14 protein-coding genes and 1 riboswitch are annotated in these 19315 nt (G+C 65.6%); of the genes, 8 read left to right on the forward strand and 6 right to left on the reverse strand.

Going from position 1 to position 19315, the window contains the following annotated elements; all coding sequences use genetic code 11:
- Positions 1-4: 4 nt before the first annotated feature.
- On the reverse strand, positions 5-1669 hold the full coding sequence (locus ACOZBP_RS09240) for an FAD/NAD(P)-binding protein (RefSeq protein ID WP_422676131.1): 1665 nt from the start codon (positions 1667-1669) through the stop codon (positions 5-7).
- 569 nt (positions 1670-2238) lie between these two features.
- Between ACOZBP_RS09240 and ACOZBP_RS09245 the strand changes: the two genes are divergently transcribed.
- Positions 2239-2649, forward strand: a complete 411-nt coding sequence (locus tag ACOZBP_RS09245; RefSeq protein ID WP_422676132.1) for a hypothetical protein — start codon at positions 2239-2241, stop codon at positions 2647-2649.
- A 346-nt stretch (positions 2650-2995) separates the two neighbouring features.
- On the opposite strand, the gene ACOZBP_RS09250 is transcribed toward ACOZBP_RS09245, so the two are convergent.
- Positions 2996-5605, reverse strand: a complete 2610-nt coding sequence (locus tag ACOZBP_RS09250) for a PAS domain S-box protein (RefSeq protein ID WP_422676133.1) — start codon at positions 5603-5605, stop codon at positions 2996-2998.
- A 300-nt stretch (positions 5606-5905) separates the two neighbouring features.
- Positions 5906-6922, reverse strand: a complete 1017-nt coding sequence (locus tag ACOZBP_RS09255; RefSeq protein ID WP_422676134.1) for a site-specific integrase — start codon at positions 6920-6922, stop codon at positions 5906-5908.
- A 157-nt stretch (positions 6923-7079) separates the two neighbouring features.
- Here ACOZBP_RS09255 and dusA point away from each other — a divergent pair, with 157 nt between their 5' ends.
- The 3 genes from dusA (at position 7080) to ACOZBP_RS09270 (ending at position 11088) form a co-directional block, all read left to right on the forward strand.
- Positions 7080-8114 (forward strand): tRNA dihydrouridine(20/20a) synthase DusA, encoded by a 1035-nt coding sequence (gene dusA, locus ACOZBP_RS09260; protein ID WP_422676135.1) that lies wholly within the window; start codon positions 7080-7082, stop codon positions 8112-8114.
- Positions 8115-8349: 235 nt separating this feature from the next.
- Positions 8350-9174, forward strand: a complete 825-nt coding sequence (locus ACOZBP_RS09265) for a sulfite exporter TauE/SafE family protein (RefSeq protein WP_422676136.1) — start codon at positions 8350-8352, stop codon at positions 9172-9174.
- A gap of 93 nt (positions 9175-9267) precedes the next feature.
- Positions 9268-11088, forward strand: coding sequence for a methyl-accepting chemotaxis protein (locus ACOZBP_RS09270; RefSeq protein WP_422676137.1), 1821 nt, complete (start codon positions 9268-9270; stop codon positions 11086-11088).
- Between the two features lie 178 nt (positions 11089-11266).
- On the opposite strand, the gene metB is transcribed toward ACOZBP_RS09270, so the two are convergent.
- Positions 11267-12445, reverse strand: coding sequence for a cystathionine gamma-synthase (gene metB / locus ACOZBP_RS09275; RefSeq protein WP_422676138.1), 1179 nt, complete (start codon positions 12443-12445; stop codon positions 11267-11269).
- Positions 12442-13509, reverse strand: a complete 1068-nt coding sequence (gene metX, locus ACOZBP_RS09280) for a homoserine O-succinyltransferase MetX (protein ID WP_422676139.1) — start codon at positions 13507-13509, stop codon at positions 12442-12444. Before metX ends, metB begins: the two co-directional genes overlap by 4 nt.
- Before the next feature lie 80 nt (positions 13510-13589).
- Positions 13590-13714, reverse strand: a riboswitch (SAM riboswitch).
- A 435-nt stretch (positions 13715-14149) separates the two neighbouring features.
- Between metX and ACOZBP_RS09285 the strand changes: the two genes are divergently transcribed.
- From ACOZBP_RS09285 to ACOZBP_RS09295, 3 genes are read left to right on the forward strand one after another with little or no spacing between them, the layout of a single operon-like run.
- Positions 14150-15892: a Gfo/Idh/MocA family oxidoreductase gene (locus ACOZBP_RS09285; protein WP_422676140.1), complete on the forward strand. Its 1743-nt coding sequence runs from the start codon at positions 14150-14152 to the stop codon at positions 15890-15892.
- A gap of 2 nt (positions 15893-15894) precedes the next feature.
- Complete coding sequence (locus ACOZBP_RS09290) at positions 15895-16857, forward strand: homoserine kinase (protein WP_422676141.1); 963 nt, start codon at positions 15895-15897, stop codon at positions 16855-16857.
- Positions 16858-16892: 35 nt separating this feature from the next.
- Positions 16893-17537, forward strand: coding sequence for a hypothetical protein (locus tag ACOZBP_RS09295; RefSeq protein WP_422676142.1), 645 nt, complete (start codon positions 16893-16895; stop codon positions 17535-17537).
- A gap of 2 nt (positions 17538-17539) precedes the next feature.
- Here ACOZBP_RS09295 and ppk2 read toward each other — a convergent pair whose 3' ends face one another.
- Positions 17540-18283, reverse strand: a complete 744-nt coding sequence (gene ppk2, locus ACOZBP_RS09300; RefSeq protein WP_422676143.1) for a polyphosphate kinase 2 — start codon at positions 18281-18283, stop codon at positions 17540-17542.
- A 111-nt stretch (positions 18284-18394) separates the two neighbouring features.
- Here ppk2 and ACOZBP_RS09305 point away from each other — a divergent pair, with 111 nt between their 5' ends.
- Positions 18395-19213 (forward strand): extensin family protein, encoded by an 819-nt coding sequence (locus tag ACOZBP_RS09305; RefSeq protein ID WP_422676144.1) that lies wholly within the window; start codon positions 18395-18397, stop codon positions 19211-19213.
- Positions 19214-19315: the final 102 nt, after the last annotated feature.

A 19315-nucleotide genomic window follows, 5' to 3' on the forward strand; every position in this document is an offset into this window, starting at 1 on the left:
TGCTTCAGGCCGCCGCCACGCCGGGATGGGGCACAGGCTTTTCGGTATCAAGAACAAACGCCAGCCGGCGTCCCACGATCCCGCCCATTTCGTGCGAACTGGTGATGCCTTGGGCGAACGGGTGGCGGCCCATCAGGAATGGCAGGCTTAGACAGAAGAGCCGGTCCAGCGGCAAGGTCGCATCGACCGGACGGAACAGATCATCGACGGCGATGCCGCGCACAACGTCGGGGGCATCGTTAGCCACCTCGTCTCGAACGATGCCCTGCTCGAGCAGCGACAGAAAAGGAAATTGAATTGCGCTCAGGGCCGGTTGGCCGGTGGCCTCGATGAAGACCGGGAAGTCTCGGGTCTTACCGTCGAGGGTGACGCGAGCGCCGCCATGGGGCCGGCGGGTGTCGATCGAATGATCATCTCCCAGCGCGAGGACCTCCAGCCTGCGGGCGGTGTGCAGGGCCAGTATCCGTTCGATCGATTCATGCGGCACCCCGGCGTAGACGTCGACGAAAACCGGTTTGAAGACGCGATTGAACCGCTCGAACTGTACGGCGTCGAGATGGGGGACTATGGCGGCGACGATCTCGTGCATACGAAGAATGGCGTCGCGCCAGGCCACGGTGACCTCGGCAGCGTGGTTCGCCCGTGCTTCTTCTAAATTGGCGGCGGCCCAAACGAAGGGATCGGTCCCGGTGCGTCGGGCAAAGTAGGATTCGCCGAAGCTTTCGAGCGTCGCTTCAGCCAGATCTGTCTCTGCCGCATAGCCGGGATCGAGATGGATCAGCTCGCGCCGGAAAAGGTCGAACACCGCGTCCAGCAGGCAGTTCGGGGGCTGATCGATAAGGGCAGAGACCGCCTCTCGGGTGCAGATGTCCAGCGAAGCATGCGGCAGGGGGAAGTAGAAGTCGGCCTCCGGCAGGATGCCCTTGCGGGACATCATGGTGATGCGAAGGTCATTCGTGTTCGGTCCGGGCTCATAGACCAGTCGGCCGCGTTGGCGGATGAAGGCGCCATGCGACCCGGCCAGAGCGACGGTCGTGTCTATGGCCGTGAGCGAGGAACCGCGGATACCAATGCTGGTCGCGGGCAATGCCGCGATGGTAGACGCCGGCCAGGGGCTGAGAAAATAGCCAGGCCGGGCCTGTTGGCGGGAAGGCCACTGGTGGCCGGTGGCCAGCACCACATGATCGAAGACCGCCTTGGTCGTCCGGCTGGATGGCGGGGATGCGACTGTCAGCTCGACGCCCTCGCGTCGGTTCGCCGCGTCAACAATCTGACATCCGGTCCTGATCTCAATCGCCACGCCGGCGGCCTTGGCCTGTCCGATCATAGTCGCGAACTGGTTCTGAAAATACCGGCCGAGCGTGATCCGGGGCACGAAAGTGCGCTCATCCAGTAAGGCGCGGTTGATGTCCAGGGCATCAAGTTCGGCGTCCGATCGGGCAGCCAGCCAATCTGCCAAGGTGTCAATCACCGGGGGAATTTCGACGCTGGCGATATTCGACAGCATGGCCCGGTCGTTCCAATCGGGACTGTAGGGGCTGCCGGATCCCGCCGTCGCACGCGCCTCGAACACAGTGATCCGTGCGGCGCATGCTCCCTCGGAAAGGAGGGCGTGAAGGGCGTATAGGGTTGTCGGGCCAGCCCCGACGAAAGCGATTGACGGCGTCATGGCACCACAATGCGCGACAGGGGCAAAGGCGCCGCTGGCAAGCGATTTCTAACTATTGGAGACTTTTGTAGTTTCGAGCGTAGGGAAGCTGGCGCATGGAACGCCAGCGATGGGTTGAGGTGGGCGTGTGGTCTTTCGGCCGAAAACCCGACTTTCGCCCTGCCCAGCCCACTAAGGCCGAATAGTTCTCCGGATCATCCGCGGCGGCGCACCGCAGCAGTTGCCGCGGCGTCGTGCGCTGGCGTCTGATTGCGGCGCTGACATCACGCTTTGAAGCAGACCTTCGGAGAGTCTGGAAGGGGTGGAAAGCGGAAATAGACACCCTGGCCGAACCGGACATCCCCACGCCGACACTTTGATCGTTTGCCCGACGGGCTTTTCTCCCCAAATGCACCGTATGCTAAAGTGGTCGGGTCGCCATTTGGAGCATTGCGTGGAACCTGAAGACAGCGAAGTGGTGAGCAAAGCCCACCCTTCTATCCCTCATTGGAGATGGCCCGGGACAGTCTGGACTGCGGCGGAACCGTCACCTAGGGGGTGATTGTGAGTGGAAATAAGATTGGAACCCGATGATCGCCTTCCTAGCTGCCATCGCTATTCAGGCGAGCTCCTCGCCCCCTCCAGCCGCCCCGACGGCCGCTGCTGCTGCAGATCAAGCTATCGAGTTCTTCTCGGCTGCTTCGAAGCGCGCCCGGGTGTTGGGCTCCTGTGCCGCATTCAGTGAGCCAGACGCTCTCGTTACATTGTCGGATAGCATTCTCGGCCTTGAACAACTCGCCGATATTCGGACCGAATTCTCCGAGCCGCTACGCGCGATTTTGGCGGAGTCCTATGCTGAGGGCGCGCGCACTCCGGTCGAGAGCGAGCTGAACAAAGAACGCTGCGACGCACTCAGGAAAGCAACGTCGGATGAGATGATGAGAGCTCTGCCAGGCCTGCAATCAACGATCGACTTCGCCGAGGGCCGCTCGGCAAGGTAAGACTGATCGCGCGCCAAGGGTCAGCCATGGCTATGTGGCAGATGCGGATTCGACAAAGGTCTCGTATGGGTCGATTTCGGTCCCAAGAGCCTCACCCGAAAGCGGAAGTTCGCACGAGGATAGAAAGTCTTCTTTCGGCCAGGGGTGCAATGACCACTACTGGCGCTTCTCGGCGGTCATCACGATGTTCTACGCCGCCCCGAAAACGGCTTCGCTCGAGGACGGGTAGAGGGAAAAGCGGATCCTGACGCTGGGCAGTTACATCTGGCTCACGGAAGCAGGGTCGCGGTGCAGATAGCCAATGTCGAATTCAGCGACCCCTCCGGCAGGCAGCCGCGAGAAGGCATTAAGATTTCCCGTCAAGAATGGACGCCACGCGCCTGGCCAGAGCCTTCAGTTCGAACGGCTTGGTCATGATGTACATGCCGTCGTCGAGGTCGCCTCCGGTGAGCACCGCGCTCTCGGCGTAGCCTGTGATGAACAGCACCTTCAGGTCTGGTCGTCTGGCTCTGGCGGCATCGGCGAGCTGCCTGCCGTTCATTCCACCAGGCAGACCAACGTCAGTGATCAGAAGTTCCGCCGAAGGTGTGGCGTTCAATAGAGCGAGGCCGGACCTTCCGTCCTCCGCAGCCACAAAATCGAAGCCGGCTTCCGAGAGGGCTTCCGCCGCCAGCATGCGGATCGGAGCCTCGTCGTCGACGATGACGACCATCGCCCGCCGTGCCTGCTGCAAAGGTTGCTCATCAGCTTCCGTTGCGACCTCCGGGGCGACGCCGCGAAAACGGGGAAGGTGGATGCAGACCGTCGTGCCCTCGCCGACACATGACGAGATGTCGATTTGTCCGCTGGATTGCCTCACAAACCCATAGATCATCGATAGGCCAAGACCCGTCCCTTGTCCGAGAGGCTTGGTGGTGAAGAATGGATCGAAAGCGCGGGCGATTGTCTCTTCGGACATTCCCACGCCCTTGTCGGCGACGCAGAGCCGGACATAGTCGCCAAGCGCGCATTCGGGTCCCAGAACTGTCTCGTCCGTGACCGTCACATTTGCGATCGAGAGTGTGAGGTCTCCGCCGTCGGGCATGGCGTCCCTGGCGTTGATACATAGGTTCAGCAGGGCGTTCTCGAGCTGGCTGGTGTCGACGAGAACAGGCCAGATTTGATTGCTCGCGACCGTCTCCAGCTTAATGGCAGGGCCGACAGTCCGCTGGATCAGCTCCTCCATGCCCTGCGCGAGGGCGAGCACGTCTGTCGCCTTCGGCTCCAGCGTCTGCCGGCGGGAAAAGGCCAGAAGGCGGTGGGTCAGCGACGTCGCCCGCTCGGTCGCGGTCTGAGCCACGCTGACAAACCGTTCGGTGTCCTCGAAGCGTCCCTCGGCGATCCGCTTCGCCATCATCTCCAGACTACCGGAGATGGCGGTCAGCAGATTGTTGAAATCGTGCGCGATGCCTCCGGTCAGCTGCCCGACGGCCTCCATCTTCTGGGCCTGCCGCAGCGCTGCCTCGCTGGCCATAAGTTCGGCCGTCCTCTGTTCGACCGTGCGCTCGAGCGATGTCGCGAGCTTTGCGAGGTGGCGTTCCGCCCTACGTCTTTCGCGAGCGGCAAGGGTACGCTCGCCAACATCCCGCATGAACTGGAGCTCATCGTCCAGCCAAATGCGCGGCGTAGCGTTGTTCGCATAGAAGAGGGCGACGGTTTCTCCTTGGTCGCGCAGGGGCATGTTGACCACTGCGAGCGCTGAAATCGCCTCCAGCGCTCCGGCGGTGTCCCTCGTCCGCAGGTCTATACGAGCGTCATCGAACACGACAGTTTCGCCGCGCTTCAGATCTTCAATGTAACTGCCGTAATCCCGGAAATTAAGAGTGCCTGCCAGACTCTGGATCCCCGGGGCGTTCCAGTCTCGCTGGATTGTGATGGTCTCCGTAGGCCGGTCGACGACGCCGAAACCGACACGGTCGACCTCAAGGGTCCGCCCGGAGATCTCACAGGCCGTATGGGTCAGTTCGTCCGGATCGGCGGTGTCGCGGAGCGCGTCCGCCAGCTCCATTAGTGCCGAACGCAGACGCTCGGCGCGCACGCGCTCGGTTATGTCCGTTGTCACCCCCGCAATCCGGAGCGGATTTCCGGCGGCGTCATGGATGAGGATCCCGCGGGCTTCCATCCAGCGGGTCGATCCGGTCGGCGTGATGACGCGGTGATTGATATGGTAGTCGGCGCCCCGGCCTATCGTCGCGTCACTCTGCGCGCGGACCGCGTCGCGGTCATCGGGATGAATGAGGCCCTGCCGGTCTTCATAGGTAAAGACCTTGTTGGCGGGCCAACTCATCAGGGTCTTGTAGGCGTCGGACGCAACGAGCGTTCGGGAGCGGACATCCACACTCCATGCGCCTAGTCCACCCGCCCTCATCGCCAGGTCCAGCTCCCGCTCGCGCTCGCGATCCACATGGAGACGGGCCGTGAGCTCCGCAGTCAGCGCCGCGTTGTCTGACTGCAGGTCTTCAAGCTGTTCTCGCTCAAGCGTAACGTCGACCTGGCTCGCGAAGAAGTAGGCCAGCTTGCCGTCCGCGTCGAATACGGGCGCAAGAAGCAAGCGGTTCCAGAACGGCTGACCATCCTTGCGGTGATTGCGGATGTCGACTTCGATCGGCTCTACCGACGCAACCGCGTCGTGGATTCTCCTGATCGTTTCGGGGTCTGTCTCAGGCCCTTGGAGGAAACGGCAATTGCGGCCCAGGATCTCAGATCGCGCGTAGCCGGTGAGTCGACAGAAGGAGTCATTGGCGAAGACGACCGGGTTATCGTTCTGCCTCGGATCAGTGATGATCATCGGCATCCGGGTCGCCCGTACCGCGGCCACGAATGGGTCGTTTGAGCTCTCCAGTCCGAGGACTTCACTCGCGATGCGTTCCGCATCCCGTTCGGCCTTCGGCGACCCGTCTACGGAAGGTGGGCTCATTCGGACTTCACTGGCATGAGGTGGGACTGTGACTTTTTAAAACTCCTATGAAGCTCTGCGGTTCATACTAGCGAGGCTAGCGCGTCAGCTTATTGTCGCATCACCATCGTGTAGTCAGCTTACGGGAGCTTGACGATCTCGGCGTCGCTGGACCGAGGATGCGCCAACGTCCGCGACAGGCGGAAGCAGCCGCCGGCTGCCACAGTTCAATGTCCTATTATCGCCCGTTCGCCAACGTCCGCCTCTGGCGCATCCACGACATACCCAACCTCCCAGCGGCAGAACTGCGTCAGCTGCTATCTAGGCGGCAAGACCCGAAGCAACTAGGTGGAGGGCTTCCGGGCGCAGGTGGGTATAGCGGCGGAGCATCTTCCAATCCTTGTGCCCGGTGACGAGCGCCACGTGCTGAATCTGAAAGCCTGCCTCGAATAATCGGCTGGTCCCTTCATGACGAAGATCGTGAAAATGCAAATCCGCAATTCCGAGGCTTTTGCAGGCTCTCGCGAACGCTGTGCTGGCTGAACGATGATTGAAAGGGAAAATGCGCAGATCCGCATTGGTGCGGGAAGGGCGCTGACTTTCGATCAGCGCGATCGGATCGAAACCGGAGACCGACAGCAGGGGGATACGCTGGTCGTTTCCGGCCTTCTCGCGAGGGTCCTTTCGATCGCGAATGGTCAGCATCTTGGTCCGGTCCGCGTAGTCGTTCCAAACGACCTTGAATATTTCTTCCCGGCGCATTGCCGTGGCGATTGCGAAGCGAACAACGACCCCCATGGGGATAGTCTGACGTGGGGCTTTGTCGAAGTGACTGATGAGACGCTCAAGTTCGTCCTCAGTAGGTCGGCGATCCCTTTCGACGCCCTTACCAATCAGGCCAAGACGCTTAAGGGCGAGGCGCGCCAGATCAATGGCCTCAACCGAGACAGTCAGGCCGTGAACCGCCGCAGCATGCGAGAGGATGAGCTTGATCGCGCCGATGTCGATGCTCAACGTCATGGGCCCAGCGCCTTCGGTGGCGCGTTCTCGACCGAAGTCGATGAACAGCTGTCGATCCAATTGGGCGATCTTCTTCCCGCCCAGGCGCGCCTTCAACATCCTAAGCGTCGCGGCTTTCGACCGCTTGGGCGCCTTCCCGACGGACTTCATGTCCTCGATGTGTAGGTCAACAAGTTCGCCGAACGTGCGACGCCGAGCCGCCCGCGACGGCGTAGGGGTCTCGCCGCGATCGATCCGGCCTTCGGCCTCGGTCGCCCATCGGCGCGCGTCGTCGCGTTTGAGGAAGGTCTCGCTTATATAGCGACCCTTCCGTCTCACTTGGACCCGCCACGTTCCTGAGGGGAGTTTCGAGTACGTCGCCATTTCGTGTGCGCTCTGTGTGCACTGAGGTGTCGAAAACTCGGAAAAAACGTCGCAACACGTCGTAAATTTGAGGGCCTGCGCCGCCTTCCAACTTTTTGAACTTACTGAAAAAATGTCTATAAATCAAGCTCATAGACTATCCATTGCACCCATGATGGACTGGACCGACCGCAACTGCCGGGCGTTTCACCGCGCGCTGAGCAGCCGGGCGCTGCTCTATACCGAGATGGTCACGGCGCCGGCGGTGATCCACGGCGACCGCGAGCGGCTGCTGGGTTTCGACGCGGTCGAGCATCCGGTGGCGCTGCAACTGGGCGGGTCGGACCCGGCGCAGCTGGCCGAGGCGGCGCGGATAGGCGAGGCCTATGGTTATGACGAGATCAACCTGAACGTCGGCTGCCCCTCGGATCGGGTGCAGTCGGGCAAGTTCGGCGCCTGCCTGATGCGCGAGCCGGAGCTGGTGGCCGACTGCATGGCGGCGATCAAGGGGGCGGTCCGTGTTCCCGCCACGGTCAAATGCCGCATCGGCGTCGACGATCAGGACCCCGAAGTCAGCCTGTTCGCCACGGTCGACGCCTCGGCGGCCGTCGGGATCACCCACTTCATCGTCCATGCGCGCAAGGCCTGGCTGAAGGGTCTGTCGCCCAAGGAAAACCGCGACGTGCCGCCGCTGGACTACGATCTGGTGCGGCGTCTGAAGCGCGAGCGGCCGCATCTGACCATCTGCATCAACGGCGGCATCGGCGATCTGGACCAGGCCGAGGCCCATCTGGATGCGTCTGACGGCGTGCAGCTGGACGGCGTCATGCTGGGCCGCGCCGCCTATCACGAGCCGGCCCTGCTGGGGCAGGTGGATCGCCGCATCTTCGGCATGGAGGTCGAGGACATCGACCCCTTCGCCGCCATCGAACGCTACAAACCCTATATGGCCGGGCGGCTGGCCGAGGGCGCGCATCTGGCGGGCATGGCGCGGCATATGCTGGGCCTGATGCACGGCCGGGCCGGGGCGCGGGCCTTCCGTCGCATCCTGACCGTCGAGGGCGTCAAGGCCGGAGCGGGTCTGGAGGTCGTGGACCGCGCGGTCGAGGCCGTGCGCGAGGCCGAGGCGCGTCAGGCGCGGCTGGGCGAGAACGAAGAAGCGGCCTGAGCCTTAGGTCTCACCGCCTTTCGTCATTCTCCGGCCAGCCGCGCAGCGGCGCAGACCGGGGAACCCAGCGGCGCGCGAGAGCGCGACCCTGTCACAGGCGCTGCGTGAAAAAGGTCGCCTTCGGCGCCGCTGGGTCCCCCGGTCTCGCTACGCTCGCCGGAGGATGACGAAAGGGGGAGGCGGGCTGCGCCCTTTCCGGGATGACGCTGGCGGATTGCCCCGCTATGCCCAAGCCATGAGCGCTCTGCCCCTGACCGACCTGGCCATGATGTTCGCCGCCCTGATCGCGGCGGGTGCTGTGGCGGGGGTGATCGGCGGGTTGTTCGGCGTCGGGGGCGGGACGGTGCTGGTGCCCGCGCTCTTCTATGCCTTCGCCGTTTTGGGCGTGGGCGGCGAGAGCAACCTGCATGTGGCCATCGGCACCTCTCTGCTGACCATTGTTGCGACGTCCTGGCGTTCGTTGGCGACGCACCGCGCGCATGGGGCGGTGGACGAGGTCGTGCTGAAGACCTGGACGCCCTGGGTGGCGTTTGGCGGTCTGATCGGGGCGGCGATTGCAGGCTTTACCTCCATGGAGGGCCTGGCCGTCGTCTACGGGGTCTGCCTGCTGCTGGTGGCCATGCAACTGGGGCTGATGCCCGAACGGTACACCCTGCGAAAGGAGATGCCGACGGGCTGGGGGCGGCGTGGGGTCGGAACGGGCATAGGTCTTCTGTCGGCCATGATGGGGGTCGGCGGCGGCAGCCTGGGGGGCATGACCATGACCCTTTGCGGACGACCGATCCATCAGGCGGTGGCGACGGCCAGCGGCTTCGGGCTGGCGATCGGGGCGGCCGCGGCCCTGGGCTTCGCCGTCTTTGGCTGGGATGCGCCGGGGCGGCCGCCGCTGTCCGTGGGCTACGTCAACGTGCCGGCGGCGGTCATCATGGGCGTGCTGACCGCGCTGACCGCCCCTTATGGCGCGCGACTGGCGCACCGGCTGAACCGGAGGGTGCTGAGGAAGGCGTTCGCCGCCTACCTGTTGCTGACGGCCCTGTCCGTGGTGCTGAAGGCGCTGTGATCGCACTACGTAGATATCCGCTGTCAGATGATAAGGCTTTGTCGAACAGCGGGACGCTAGGGATCAGGTTCAGTCCCCTCCCGAGCGTAGAAAATGCTGCAGAACCTGTCCGTCCCCAAGAAGCTGATCTTGTCATTCGCCGCCGTGATCGCGGCCTGCGGCATGGCCACCCTGGTCGTGCTCTGGTGCGTCGCGGGGCTGCAGCGCGCCGACGCCGCCGACGCCGCCTCGAACGAGATATTCAAGGCCTCCGATCTGGTTCTGGCGGCGGCGGTCGAGCAGCAGAATGCGATGCGCGCCTTTGTGGCCACGCGCGACGAGGACTTCATCCCCAAGTATGAGGAACCGGGGCGCCAGTTCACCGCGCGCCTGGCCGATCTGGCCGCCAGCGACGGCGCCGGGGCCTATCAGGCGGAACAGGCGGCGCTGAACGCCGCCGGCGTTGAGTTTCACAAGAGCGCTGACGCCCTGATCGCTCTGGCTCGAAATCCAGCCACGCAACCCCAGGCCGTCGCCAGCCTGGAAAACGCTGCGCGGCTCTCCGATATCCGGGCGGCGATCACCGGGATCCAGGACAGGGAAGGCGTCGTCGCCACCGCGCGGGCCGAGGCGAAAGAAGCGGCCTTCTTCCAGGCCTATGTCAGCTTCGCCGTCGGGGGCGTAGTAGCTCTGATCATCGCCCTTGGGGCGATCGCCTGGCTGATCGGCGCATTGAGCCGTCCGGTCGAGGCCATGACGCGGGCGATGACCAAGCTTGCGGGCGGCGACCTGAATGTCGCCATTCCCGCCATTGGCCGTCGCGACGAGATCGGCCACATGGCCGACGCCGTCCTGACCTTCAAGCAGAACGCCGAGGAGAAGGTGCGTCTGGAGGCCGAGGCCGAGGTCCAGCGCGCCGCCGCTGAACAGGCCCGTATCGCCCAGGCTGAGCGCGACGCGGAAATGGCGCGGCAGCAGGCCCAGGTGGTGGACGGCATCGCCGCCGGCCTGGACCGCCTCTCGAGCGGCGAGCTCGCTTTCCGCCTGAACGCCAGCTTCGCGCCCGAATACGAAAAGCTGCGCGCCGATTTCAACGGGGCGATGGCGAGGCTGCAAGACACGATGCGCGTCATCGTCGATCGTTCCAGCGCCATTGGCTCCAGCGCCCATGAGATTTCGCAGGCCTCCAACGACCTGTCGCGTCGCACCGAACAGCAGGCGGCCGCTCTGGAAGAGACCGCCGCCGCCCTGGAGCAGATCACCGCCACCGTGTCACGCTCGGCCGAGAACGCCGTCGAGGCCGGAGGGGTCGTCAACGCCGCTCGCAGTGAGGCGATCGAGGGTCAGGTCGTCGTGGGACGGGCGGTGACCGCCATGGGCGAGATCGAGCGCTCGTCGAACGAGATCGGCAACATCATCGGCGTGATCGACGAGATCGCTTTCCAGACCAATCTTCTGGCCCTGAACGCTGGCGTCGAGGCGGCTCGTGCGGGGGACGCCGGTCGCGGCTTTGCGGTCGTGGCCTCGGAAGTGCGGGCCCTGGCCCAGCGCTCGGCGGAGGCGGCCAAGGAGATCAAGACCCTGATCTCGGCCTCCAGCCGTCAGGTCGGCGAGGGCGTGCAACTGGTCGGCGACACCGGGGAGGCGCTGAAGCGGATCGGCGGCCAGATCGAGCGCGTCACCTCCATCACCGGCGAGATCGTCGCCTCTTCGCAGGAGCAGTCCAGCGGCCTGAAGCAGGTCAATGTCGCCGTGGCCCAGATGGATCAGGTCACGCAGCAGAATGCGGCCATGGTCGAGGAAGCGACCGCCGCCAGTCACTCACTGGCTCAGGACGCACGCGAACTGGATCGGATGATGGGGCAGTTCTCGCTGGAAGACGCGGCGATGGACGCGCGTGGTCAGCAGCAGATGCTGGCGCGGGCCGTGGCTTAAGAGAGCGTCCTCCCTGATCCTCCCTTGTTGCGAAGCAACGGGGGAGGGGGACCGCGAAGCGGTGGAGGGGGCGAGACCGTCCTCAGACGAATGTCATTCAAAAGGGGCGCTTGTATCCGCCCCCTCCACCACGCTGCGCGTGGTCCCCCTCCCCCGCGACGGGGGGGAGGATTTTGTTTTACGCCGCCTGTTGCAGCACCAGGGCGTCCAGCGCCTGAACCAGGTCGGCCAGGATGTCGTCCTGATGCTCCAGGCCGACCGACAGCCGGATCAGGCCGTCGGTGATGCCGGCGGTGACGCGGGCGTCGGGCGTCATGGCGGCGTGGGTCATGGTGGCGGGGTGGGCGATCAGGCTTTCGACGCCGCCCAGGGACTCGGCCAGAGTGAAGATATCCAGACCCTCGATCAGGTCGCGCACGGCGTCCGTGCCGCCGTTCAGTTCGAAGCTGAGCATGGCGCCCGGCCCCGACTGCTGGCGCGCCGCCAAGGCGTGGCCGGGGTGGGACTTCAGGCCGGGATAGTGGACGGCCTTGACCGCCGGGTGCTGTTCCAGGGCGGCGGCGACCAGAGCGGCGGTGGCCTGCTGGCGCTCGATGCGGGTGAAGAGGGTGCGCAGGCCGCGCAGGGTCTGATAGGCGTCGAACGGCGAGCCGGTGACGCCCAGGCAGTTGGCCCACCAGGCCAGTTCGGCATGATCGGCCGGATCGGCCGCGATCACGGCGCCGCCGACCACGTCGGAATGGCCGTTGATGTATTTGGTGGTCGAGTGGACGACGATGTCGGCGCCCAGCTCCAGCGGACGTTGCAGGGCGGGCGACAGGAAGGTGTTGTCAGCCACCACCTTGGCGCCCACCGCATGGGCGCGACGACAGACGTCGGCGACGTCCACGACGCGCAGCAGGGGGTTGGACGGGGTCTCGATCAGCACCAGCTTGGCGCCGTCGGCCAGGGCCTCGTCCAGAGCCTCGCCGTCATTCTGATCGACGAAGGCGACGCGGAAGTGGCCCTTCCTGGCGCGGGCGCACAGCAGGCGATGGGTGCCGCCGTAGCAGTCGTGCGGCGCGATCAGCAGTTCGCCGGGGTTCAGCAGGCTCAGCGGCAGGTCGACAGCGGCCATGCCCGTGGCGGTGACGACGCAGCCGGCGCCGCCTTCCAGCTCGGCCAGGGTGTCGGCCAGGACGTCGCGGGTCGGATTGCCCGAGCGCGAGTAGTCGTATTTCCGCTTCTGGTCGAAGCCGGCGAAGGAATAGTTGGACGACAGATACAGCGGCGGCATGACCGCGCCGTGGGCCGTGTCCGTATCCACGCCCGAACGGGCGGCGATGGTGCGGGGATCGGCGGGGCGGGCGCGGCTCATTGGTCGATGTCCTTCAGAACGGAAGTCAGGATGTCAGCGACCAGCACGTCTTCCTTGAGGAAGGCGTCGTGGCCGTAGAGAGAGGGGGCTTCCACGAAGCGCCAGAGGTTGGGCAGGCGCGCGGCCAGCTCCCTCATGTCGTCGATGGGGCAGAGGCGGTCGGTGGTGAAGCCGACCAGGGTGACGGGGGCGGTGATCGCCTCGGGCTCCACTCGGTGGCGATCGATGGAGTCCGAAAGGGTCAGCCAGCGCGACGGCGTGGTGCGGTCGCGATAGGCCCGGCCGCGTGAAGTCAGGTAGTCGCAGACGGGATAGGCCTGACCCGCGTGGCTGGGGGCCTCGGAGTCGAAGCGCTCGCCGAACTCGTCGGGGGTGCGATAGGTGGTCATGGCCAGTTCGCGGGCCAGGCCGACGGCCTGATCGACGCGGCCGGTCTCCAGGCCCAGTTGCAGGATGCGACGCTGGATGCCGCGCCAGGCGGTGGCCAGGGGGTGAGGGCGGTGAGCGGCGGACACCACCACCAGCTGCTCGGCCCAGTCGGGGAAGAGCTCGCCAAACGCCAGCGCGATCATGCCGCCGTAGGAGCAGCCGATGAAGGCTGAAACCTTATCCACGCCGAGATGGTCCAGCAGCAGGGCCAGCAGGCGCGCCTGATCCTGGGTGGTGATGGTCAGCGGCGGCCTGGCGTCCTTGGCGTCGGGACCGAAATCGGGCGCGAAATCAAAGGCCAACACGCGGAAACGGGTCAGGTCGATGGGCGCGCGAACGCCGACGGCGCCCGACCACCAACCCAGGCCCTTGGTCTCGGTGCGGTGGACGTAGCGGTCGGCGGAGATTCCGCCGGCGACGACGATCAGGGGGGCGTTGGCCTTGCCGTGCAGACGGCCGACGATCTGCTTCTGGTTCAGCGTCCCGCCGAAATCCAGCGGGAAGCCGTCGGGGATGGGGACGAAGACGTCATGGGCCCCGTCGCGTTGCAGCAGCTCCGACGGACGGCGCGCGGATTGGGACCGACAAGCGGGCTCTTCGGCGGGGGTGATGGGATCGATCAGGGCCAGGGTCATGGGTCTCGGTCACTCAGCAAAACGGCTCGCCAAGGAACCCATGCAGTGACAGACCGTGGAGCGTCGCCTCGTCGATGCTCCACCCATCTCTCGCGGTCGCCAGGACAAGCCTGACAACCCCGCAGGAGTTGGCACCGTTTCGGGCGGAACCCGATGGTTGCCCCGGCGTCAAAGGGCCTAATCCCTCAGCCGGTCTTGATGAGTAGCCCTTACGTTGCGGTTGCGAAGGGCGCCGGTCAAGCGGAAAAATTCACCCCGTTTCGACGAGAGTGCGCGCATCATTGGTGAAATCACGCCCTTGGAGCCGTTTCGAGCAAAAATTGTTCTTTTGAGGCTTGACGTGATGCGGGATGCTGGAACATCCTGAGGAACGATTTTCAACCGGACGCCGCCTGTGCTCGACCATCTCGCCAGCATGATGATGACCCTGATCGCCGCTGCGGCGACGGGCCTCTTCGCGTCCATGATTACGACCACCGGTACCACCACCATGCCCTCGCGGGCGGGGACCGGATGATGCGCGCCGCCTAGGCGAGAAACGCAGAAAACCGATCACCCCGCCCGGACCCCCGGGCGGGTTTTTTTATGGCCCGAGCCCACCCCGACATCCTCCCCAGACCCCGTCTTCAGGATCACCCCGATGCCCGCTTCCGCCCTCGCTCTCGTCGCCGATAAACAGAAACCGCAGGCCGTCGCCGCCCCCTTGGCCGCCGAAGTCGTGGTGCTGAAGTTCGGCTCGTCCGTCCTGCGCAACGCCGCCGAAGCGCCCGCCGTGGCTTCGGAAATCTACGGCCATGTGCGCGCGGGTCGCAAAGTGGTGGCGGTGGTTTCGGCCTTGTCGGGCCACACGGACCGGCTGCTGGCCGACGCCCGCTCTCTGGGTCTGGACCACGAGAACGAACTGCTGCCCGCCTATGTGGTGCTGGGCGAGGAAAAGGCGGCGGCCCTGGTCGCCATCGCCTGCGACCGGGTGGGGCTGGACGCGGTGGGTCTGTCGGTGCGGGAGCTTGGGATCGTGGTCGAGGGACCGGCGCAGCACGCCCGTCCCGTCAGCCTGAAGGGCGAGCGGCTGGCGCAGGCCTTGGCCGAGCATGAGGTGGTGGTGGTGCCGGGCTTCGGCGGCGTGCGCTCGAACGGTCGCGTAGCCCTCTTGGGGCGCGGCGGATCGGACCTGACGGCGGTGGTTCTGGCGGCTGAACTGGGGCTGGACCGGGTGCGTCTGGTGAAGGACGTCGATGGCCTCTACGACCGTGATCCCGCCTGTGAAACGGGCACGCCGCTGCGCTATCGCCGCGCCAGCTGGGAGACGGCGCGCCAGCTGGGCGGGGCCCTGGTCCAGCATGACGCCATCGACCTGGGCGAATCCTGCGGGGTCGAGATCGAGGTCGCAGCCCTGGGCCGCGCCGAGGGCACGGTGGTCGGCGAGCGCGGGGCCCCTCCCGGCCCGGTTCAGTCGAACGCGCCGCTGCGCGTGGCCCTGGCCGGCTGCGGCGTGGTCGGCGGCGGCCTGCTGAACCGGCTGCTGCCGGACAAGCGCTATGAGGTGGTCGGGGTTCTGGTCCGCAATCCGGGCAAGGCGCGCGATGTCTCGGCCCCGGCCGAGCTGTTCACTAATGACGTCGAGGCCCTGCTGGCCAAGAAGCCTGACCTCCTGCTGGAGGCCCTGTCCGAAGGCGAGGCCGGTCATGCCCTGATCCGCCGCGCCCTGGAAGCCGGCTGCGACGTGGTCAGCGCCAACAAGCAGGCCGTGGCCCGCGATCCGGCAGGCTTGCAGGCCCTGGCCGCGGCCAATGGCTGCCGCGTCGCCTGGTCGGCCTCGGTCGGCGGCGGCGCGCCGATGATCGAGACCCTGCGCGCCGCCCGCGCCGCCGGGCCGGTCGCCGGGTTCGAGGCGGTGCTGAACGGCACGGTCAACTTTATGCTGCAACGTCTGGGCGAGGGCGCGGCCTTCGCCGACGCCCTGTCCGACGCCCGGGTGGCGGGGTTTGCCGAGGAAGACCCGTCCTCGGATCTGGAAGGCCATGACGCCGGCGCCAAGGTCAAGCTGCTGTCATTCGAAGCCTTTGGTCGCGCCCCCGCCGACCTGCCGCGCGACGAGTTGTCGGCCGAGACGCCGCTGGGCGGCCAGCCGGTGCGCCAGATCGGCGCCTGCCATGACCGCGACGGCCATCTGGACGCCTCGGTCCGGCTTGACGGCGATTTGAAAGACGCGCTGTTTCAGTCGCTGAACGGAGAGCGCAACGCCTTGAAAGTCTATGGTCAGGACGGTCGCGTCTGGACGTGCAAGGGGCGCGGCGCCGGACGCTGGGCCACGACCGAGAGCGTGCTGGCCGATGTGGCCGACGTGGTGCGCGCCCGTCGCGCGGCGGCGGAGCTGGTCTGAACATGGCTGTCTTCACGCCCGTCACGCCGGATCAGGCTGCCGACTATCTCATGCGCTACCCCCTGGGCGATCTGGTCGCGTTGACGCCGATCGTCGAGGGGGTCGAGAACACCAACTACAAGCTGGAGACCACGTCGGGCGCCTATGTCCTGACCCTGTTCGAGGGGCGGACGGACGCGGCCTCGCTGCCGTTCTGCCTGGGCCTGACCCGGCATCTGGCGGCGCACGGTTTCCCTACGCCGTCTCCGGTGGCGGACCAGAAGGCCGAGATCATCGGTCGGTTGAACGGCCGGGCCGCCGCCATCCTGAAATGGGCGCCAGGCGGCTGGAAGCGCCAGCCCTCGGACAAGGAACAGTACCGCGCCGGGCAGGTGTTGGCTCTCTTGCACCTCGACGCTGCGGATTTTGCGCTGGAGCGAACCAATCCGGTCGGGCCGGAAGCGTGGGCGGCCCTGGCTGTGCGTTGTGATCCCGCCGCTAAGGGCGTCGACCGCAAGATGCTGGATCAGATCAAGGCCCTGCTGCCGCGTCTGGCCGAGCCGTGGAGCGATCCCGCCCTGCCGCGCGGGCCGATCCACGCGGACTACTTCCCCGACAATGTTTTGTTCGCCACGAACGAGCATGGCCAATGCGACGTCGGCGGGGTGATCGACTTCTATTTCGGCTGCACCGACGTGCTGGCCTACGACCTGGCCATTGCGCTCAGCGCCTGGGGCTTTGACGGCGAGGGCCGGCCGATGCCCTCGGCCCTGCGCGCCTTCGAGAAGGGCTATGAATCCGTGCGCCCCCTGACGTCCGCCGAGGCCCAGGCGCTTCCCGGCTTGGGGGCGGCCGCAGCGGTGCGCTTCACCCTGACCCGCCTGCACGACCGCATCTTCCACGACCCCGCCAACCTGGTCACCCCGAAGGACCCGGCGCCCTTCTTCCGGCGGCTGGACTACTGGAAGGCGGCGGAAACGGTCTAGAGTTGGCTGAATAACTGTCTGCTCGAGGCAAGCTCATGAGATTTCGCGCACCAGCGGAGCGACCGCCTGTCGTCCTGTATCTGACATGGGTTGTGCTGATCGGCGCGGCTGTGGGCGGGTTCTTGACCGGCGAATTCAGCATCACCTTCGTCGCGATCGGAACGCTGTTGCTGTCGCTGGTTCCGATCTGGCTGGGAGAGCGGGTCGGGGTGACCTTGCCGACGGCCTTCGTCAGCGCCATCGCGGCCTTCCTCTGTGCGACCTTGTTGCTGGGCGAGGTCGGCGATTTCTACGAGCGTTACTGGTGGTGGGACGTGGTCTTGCACGGGGGCTCGGCCATCGGGTTCGGCCTGGTGGGGTCGCTGCTGATGCTGATGCTGGTGAAGGGGAACCGCCTGACGGCGGCTCCCCTGATGGTGGCTTTTTTCGCCTTCTGCTTCGCGGTCATGATCGGTGCGATCTGGGAAATCTGGGAGTTTACCCTGGATCAGGTGTTCGGCCTGAACACCCAGAAGTCCGGGCTGATCGACACCATGTGGGATCTGATCGTCGATACAGGCGGCGCCCTGATCGGCGCGGGCGCCGGCTGGGCCTATCTGAAAGGGCGTCAGAACGGGCCGCTTACGCGGGCCATTCATGCCTTTGTCGACAAGAACCGCCGCCTGTTCGGGGACGACTGAGCCTACTTCGCCAGCCGCCCCTCCGCCTTGTCGGCGCTGAAGACGATGTCCGAATCGGGCTTCTTGGCCTCCAGGCCGGGGCAGTTCAGTCGGTGCAAGACGTGGCGGATGATGTTGAGCCGCGCCTTCTTCTTGTTGTCCGTGGCGATGACGGTCCAGGGCGCATACTCGACATGCGTGCGTTCCAGCATCTGGTCGCGGGCGGCGGAATAGGCGTCCCAGCGCGCCTGGGCCTGGGCGTCCAGGGGCGAGACCTTGAAGCGTTTCAGCGGGTGGGTGGTGCGTTCCTCCAGGCGGCGCGACTGTTCTTCCTGGCTGATGTCCAGCCACAGCTTGATCAGCGTCGTGCCTGACTGGGTCAGCATTCGTTCGAAATGGGGCGCGTCATGAAGGAAGCGTTCGTGCTGCTCTTCCGTGCAGAAGCCCATCACCGGCTCCACCCCGGCGCGGTTGTACCAGGAGCGGTTGAAGAAGACGATCTCCCCCGCCGCTGGCAGATGCTGCGAATAGCGCTGGAAATACCACTGGGTCAGTTCGCGGTCGTTGGGTTTGGGCAGGGCGACGACGCGGGTCTGGCGGGGGGCCATGAATTCGGTCATGCGCTTGATCGCGCCGTCCTTGCCGGCGGCGTCCCGGCCTTCGAGAACGATCACCACCTTCAGCCCCTGTTCGATGGCCCAGGCCTGGGTCTCCACCAACTGGATTTGCAGGGCTTCCAGGATGTCGTCGTAGTCGTTCTTGGCCATGGCGCGGGCTCCTTCGTTCAACCCTTAAAGCCTGGGCTGAAATCAGGTTCACCGCCAGTCTTGCTGAAGGACGTCAAGGATCGTCCCGGTGGCTGAGGCATTGGCAGGAGGATGAGTTCGCGAGACCAGCCCCCGAAGTCGCCGGCGCCGACGTCTGCACCGCCGTCTCTGGCCGACGTCTGGAGCGGAGTGCTGACCCTGGCGCTCGCCGCGTGCGGGCTGGCCTTGCTGCTCGACGCCTGGGCGCCGCCTCAGGACCTTCCCTGGAAGCCGCTGGACCTGCGCCAGCCCCTCGGCCACGCCACCGCCGCCAAGGTCAGGAGGCTGGATGTGGATGACGGGGCCTCTGCCGCCCAGGTCGAGGCGGCGACCGAAAGCTGCATGGATCTGCTGCGACAGGCGGGGGTGGAGGTCCAGCGCGTAGATGATCGCAACGACGGCGGCTTCTGCATCGTGCGCGGGGCGGTGCGGCTGACGGGCGGGGCCATGACCCCGATCAGTCCGGCAGGTCTGACCATGCGCTGTCCCGTGGCCGTGCGCCACATCCTGTGGGACCGTCATGTCGTGCAGCCGGCCGCGCGCGAGATCATGGGTTCGGAGGCGCGCCGCTTCGACAGCCTGGGGACCTATGCCTGTCGACGCATCTATGGATCGCAGGATGTGACCGCGCGACCCAGCCAGCATGCCAGGGGCAATGCGATTGATGTTGCGGGCGTGCGATTGACCGACGGACGCACGGTGTCGGTGTTGCGCGACTGGGGCGGGCAAGGGGCGGCGGGGATTGAGGGCGGGGCCTTTCTGCGGCGGTTGCGCGACGGCGGATGTCGCCTGTTCGGCAACGTCCTGACGCCGGATTACAACGCCGCGCATCGCGATCACTTCCACCTGGACGGCTCGGCGCGAGGGGTCTGCACGCGCGCTCGACGTTAACCAAAACGCCGTGAGACGAGATTCGCTTTCCAGTTGACGTCCTGTGGATAGTCGGGTGACAAAGTCGGGCAGCCCGGATTTTGCGTGGGGTCCAAACTCGCG

Source organism: Brevundimonas sp. NPDC058933, assembly GCF_049315965.1.
In the GTDB taxonomy this organism is placed as follows: domain Bacteria; phylum Pseudomonadota; class Alphaproteobacteria; order Caulobacterales; family Caulobacteraceae; genus Brevundimonas.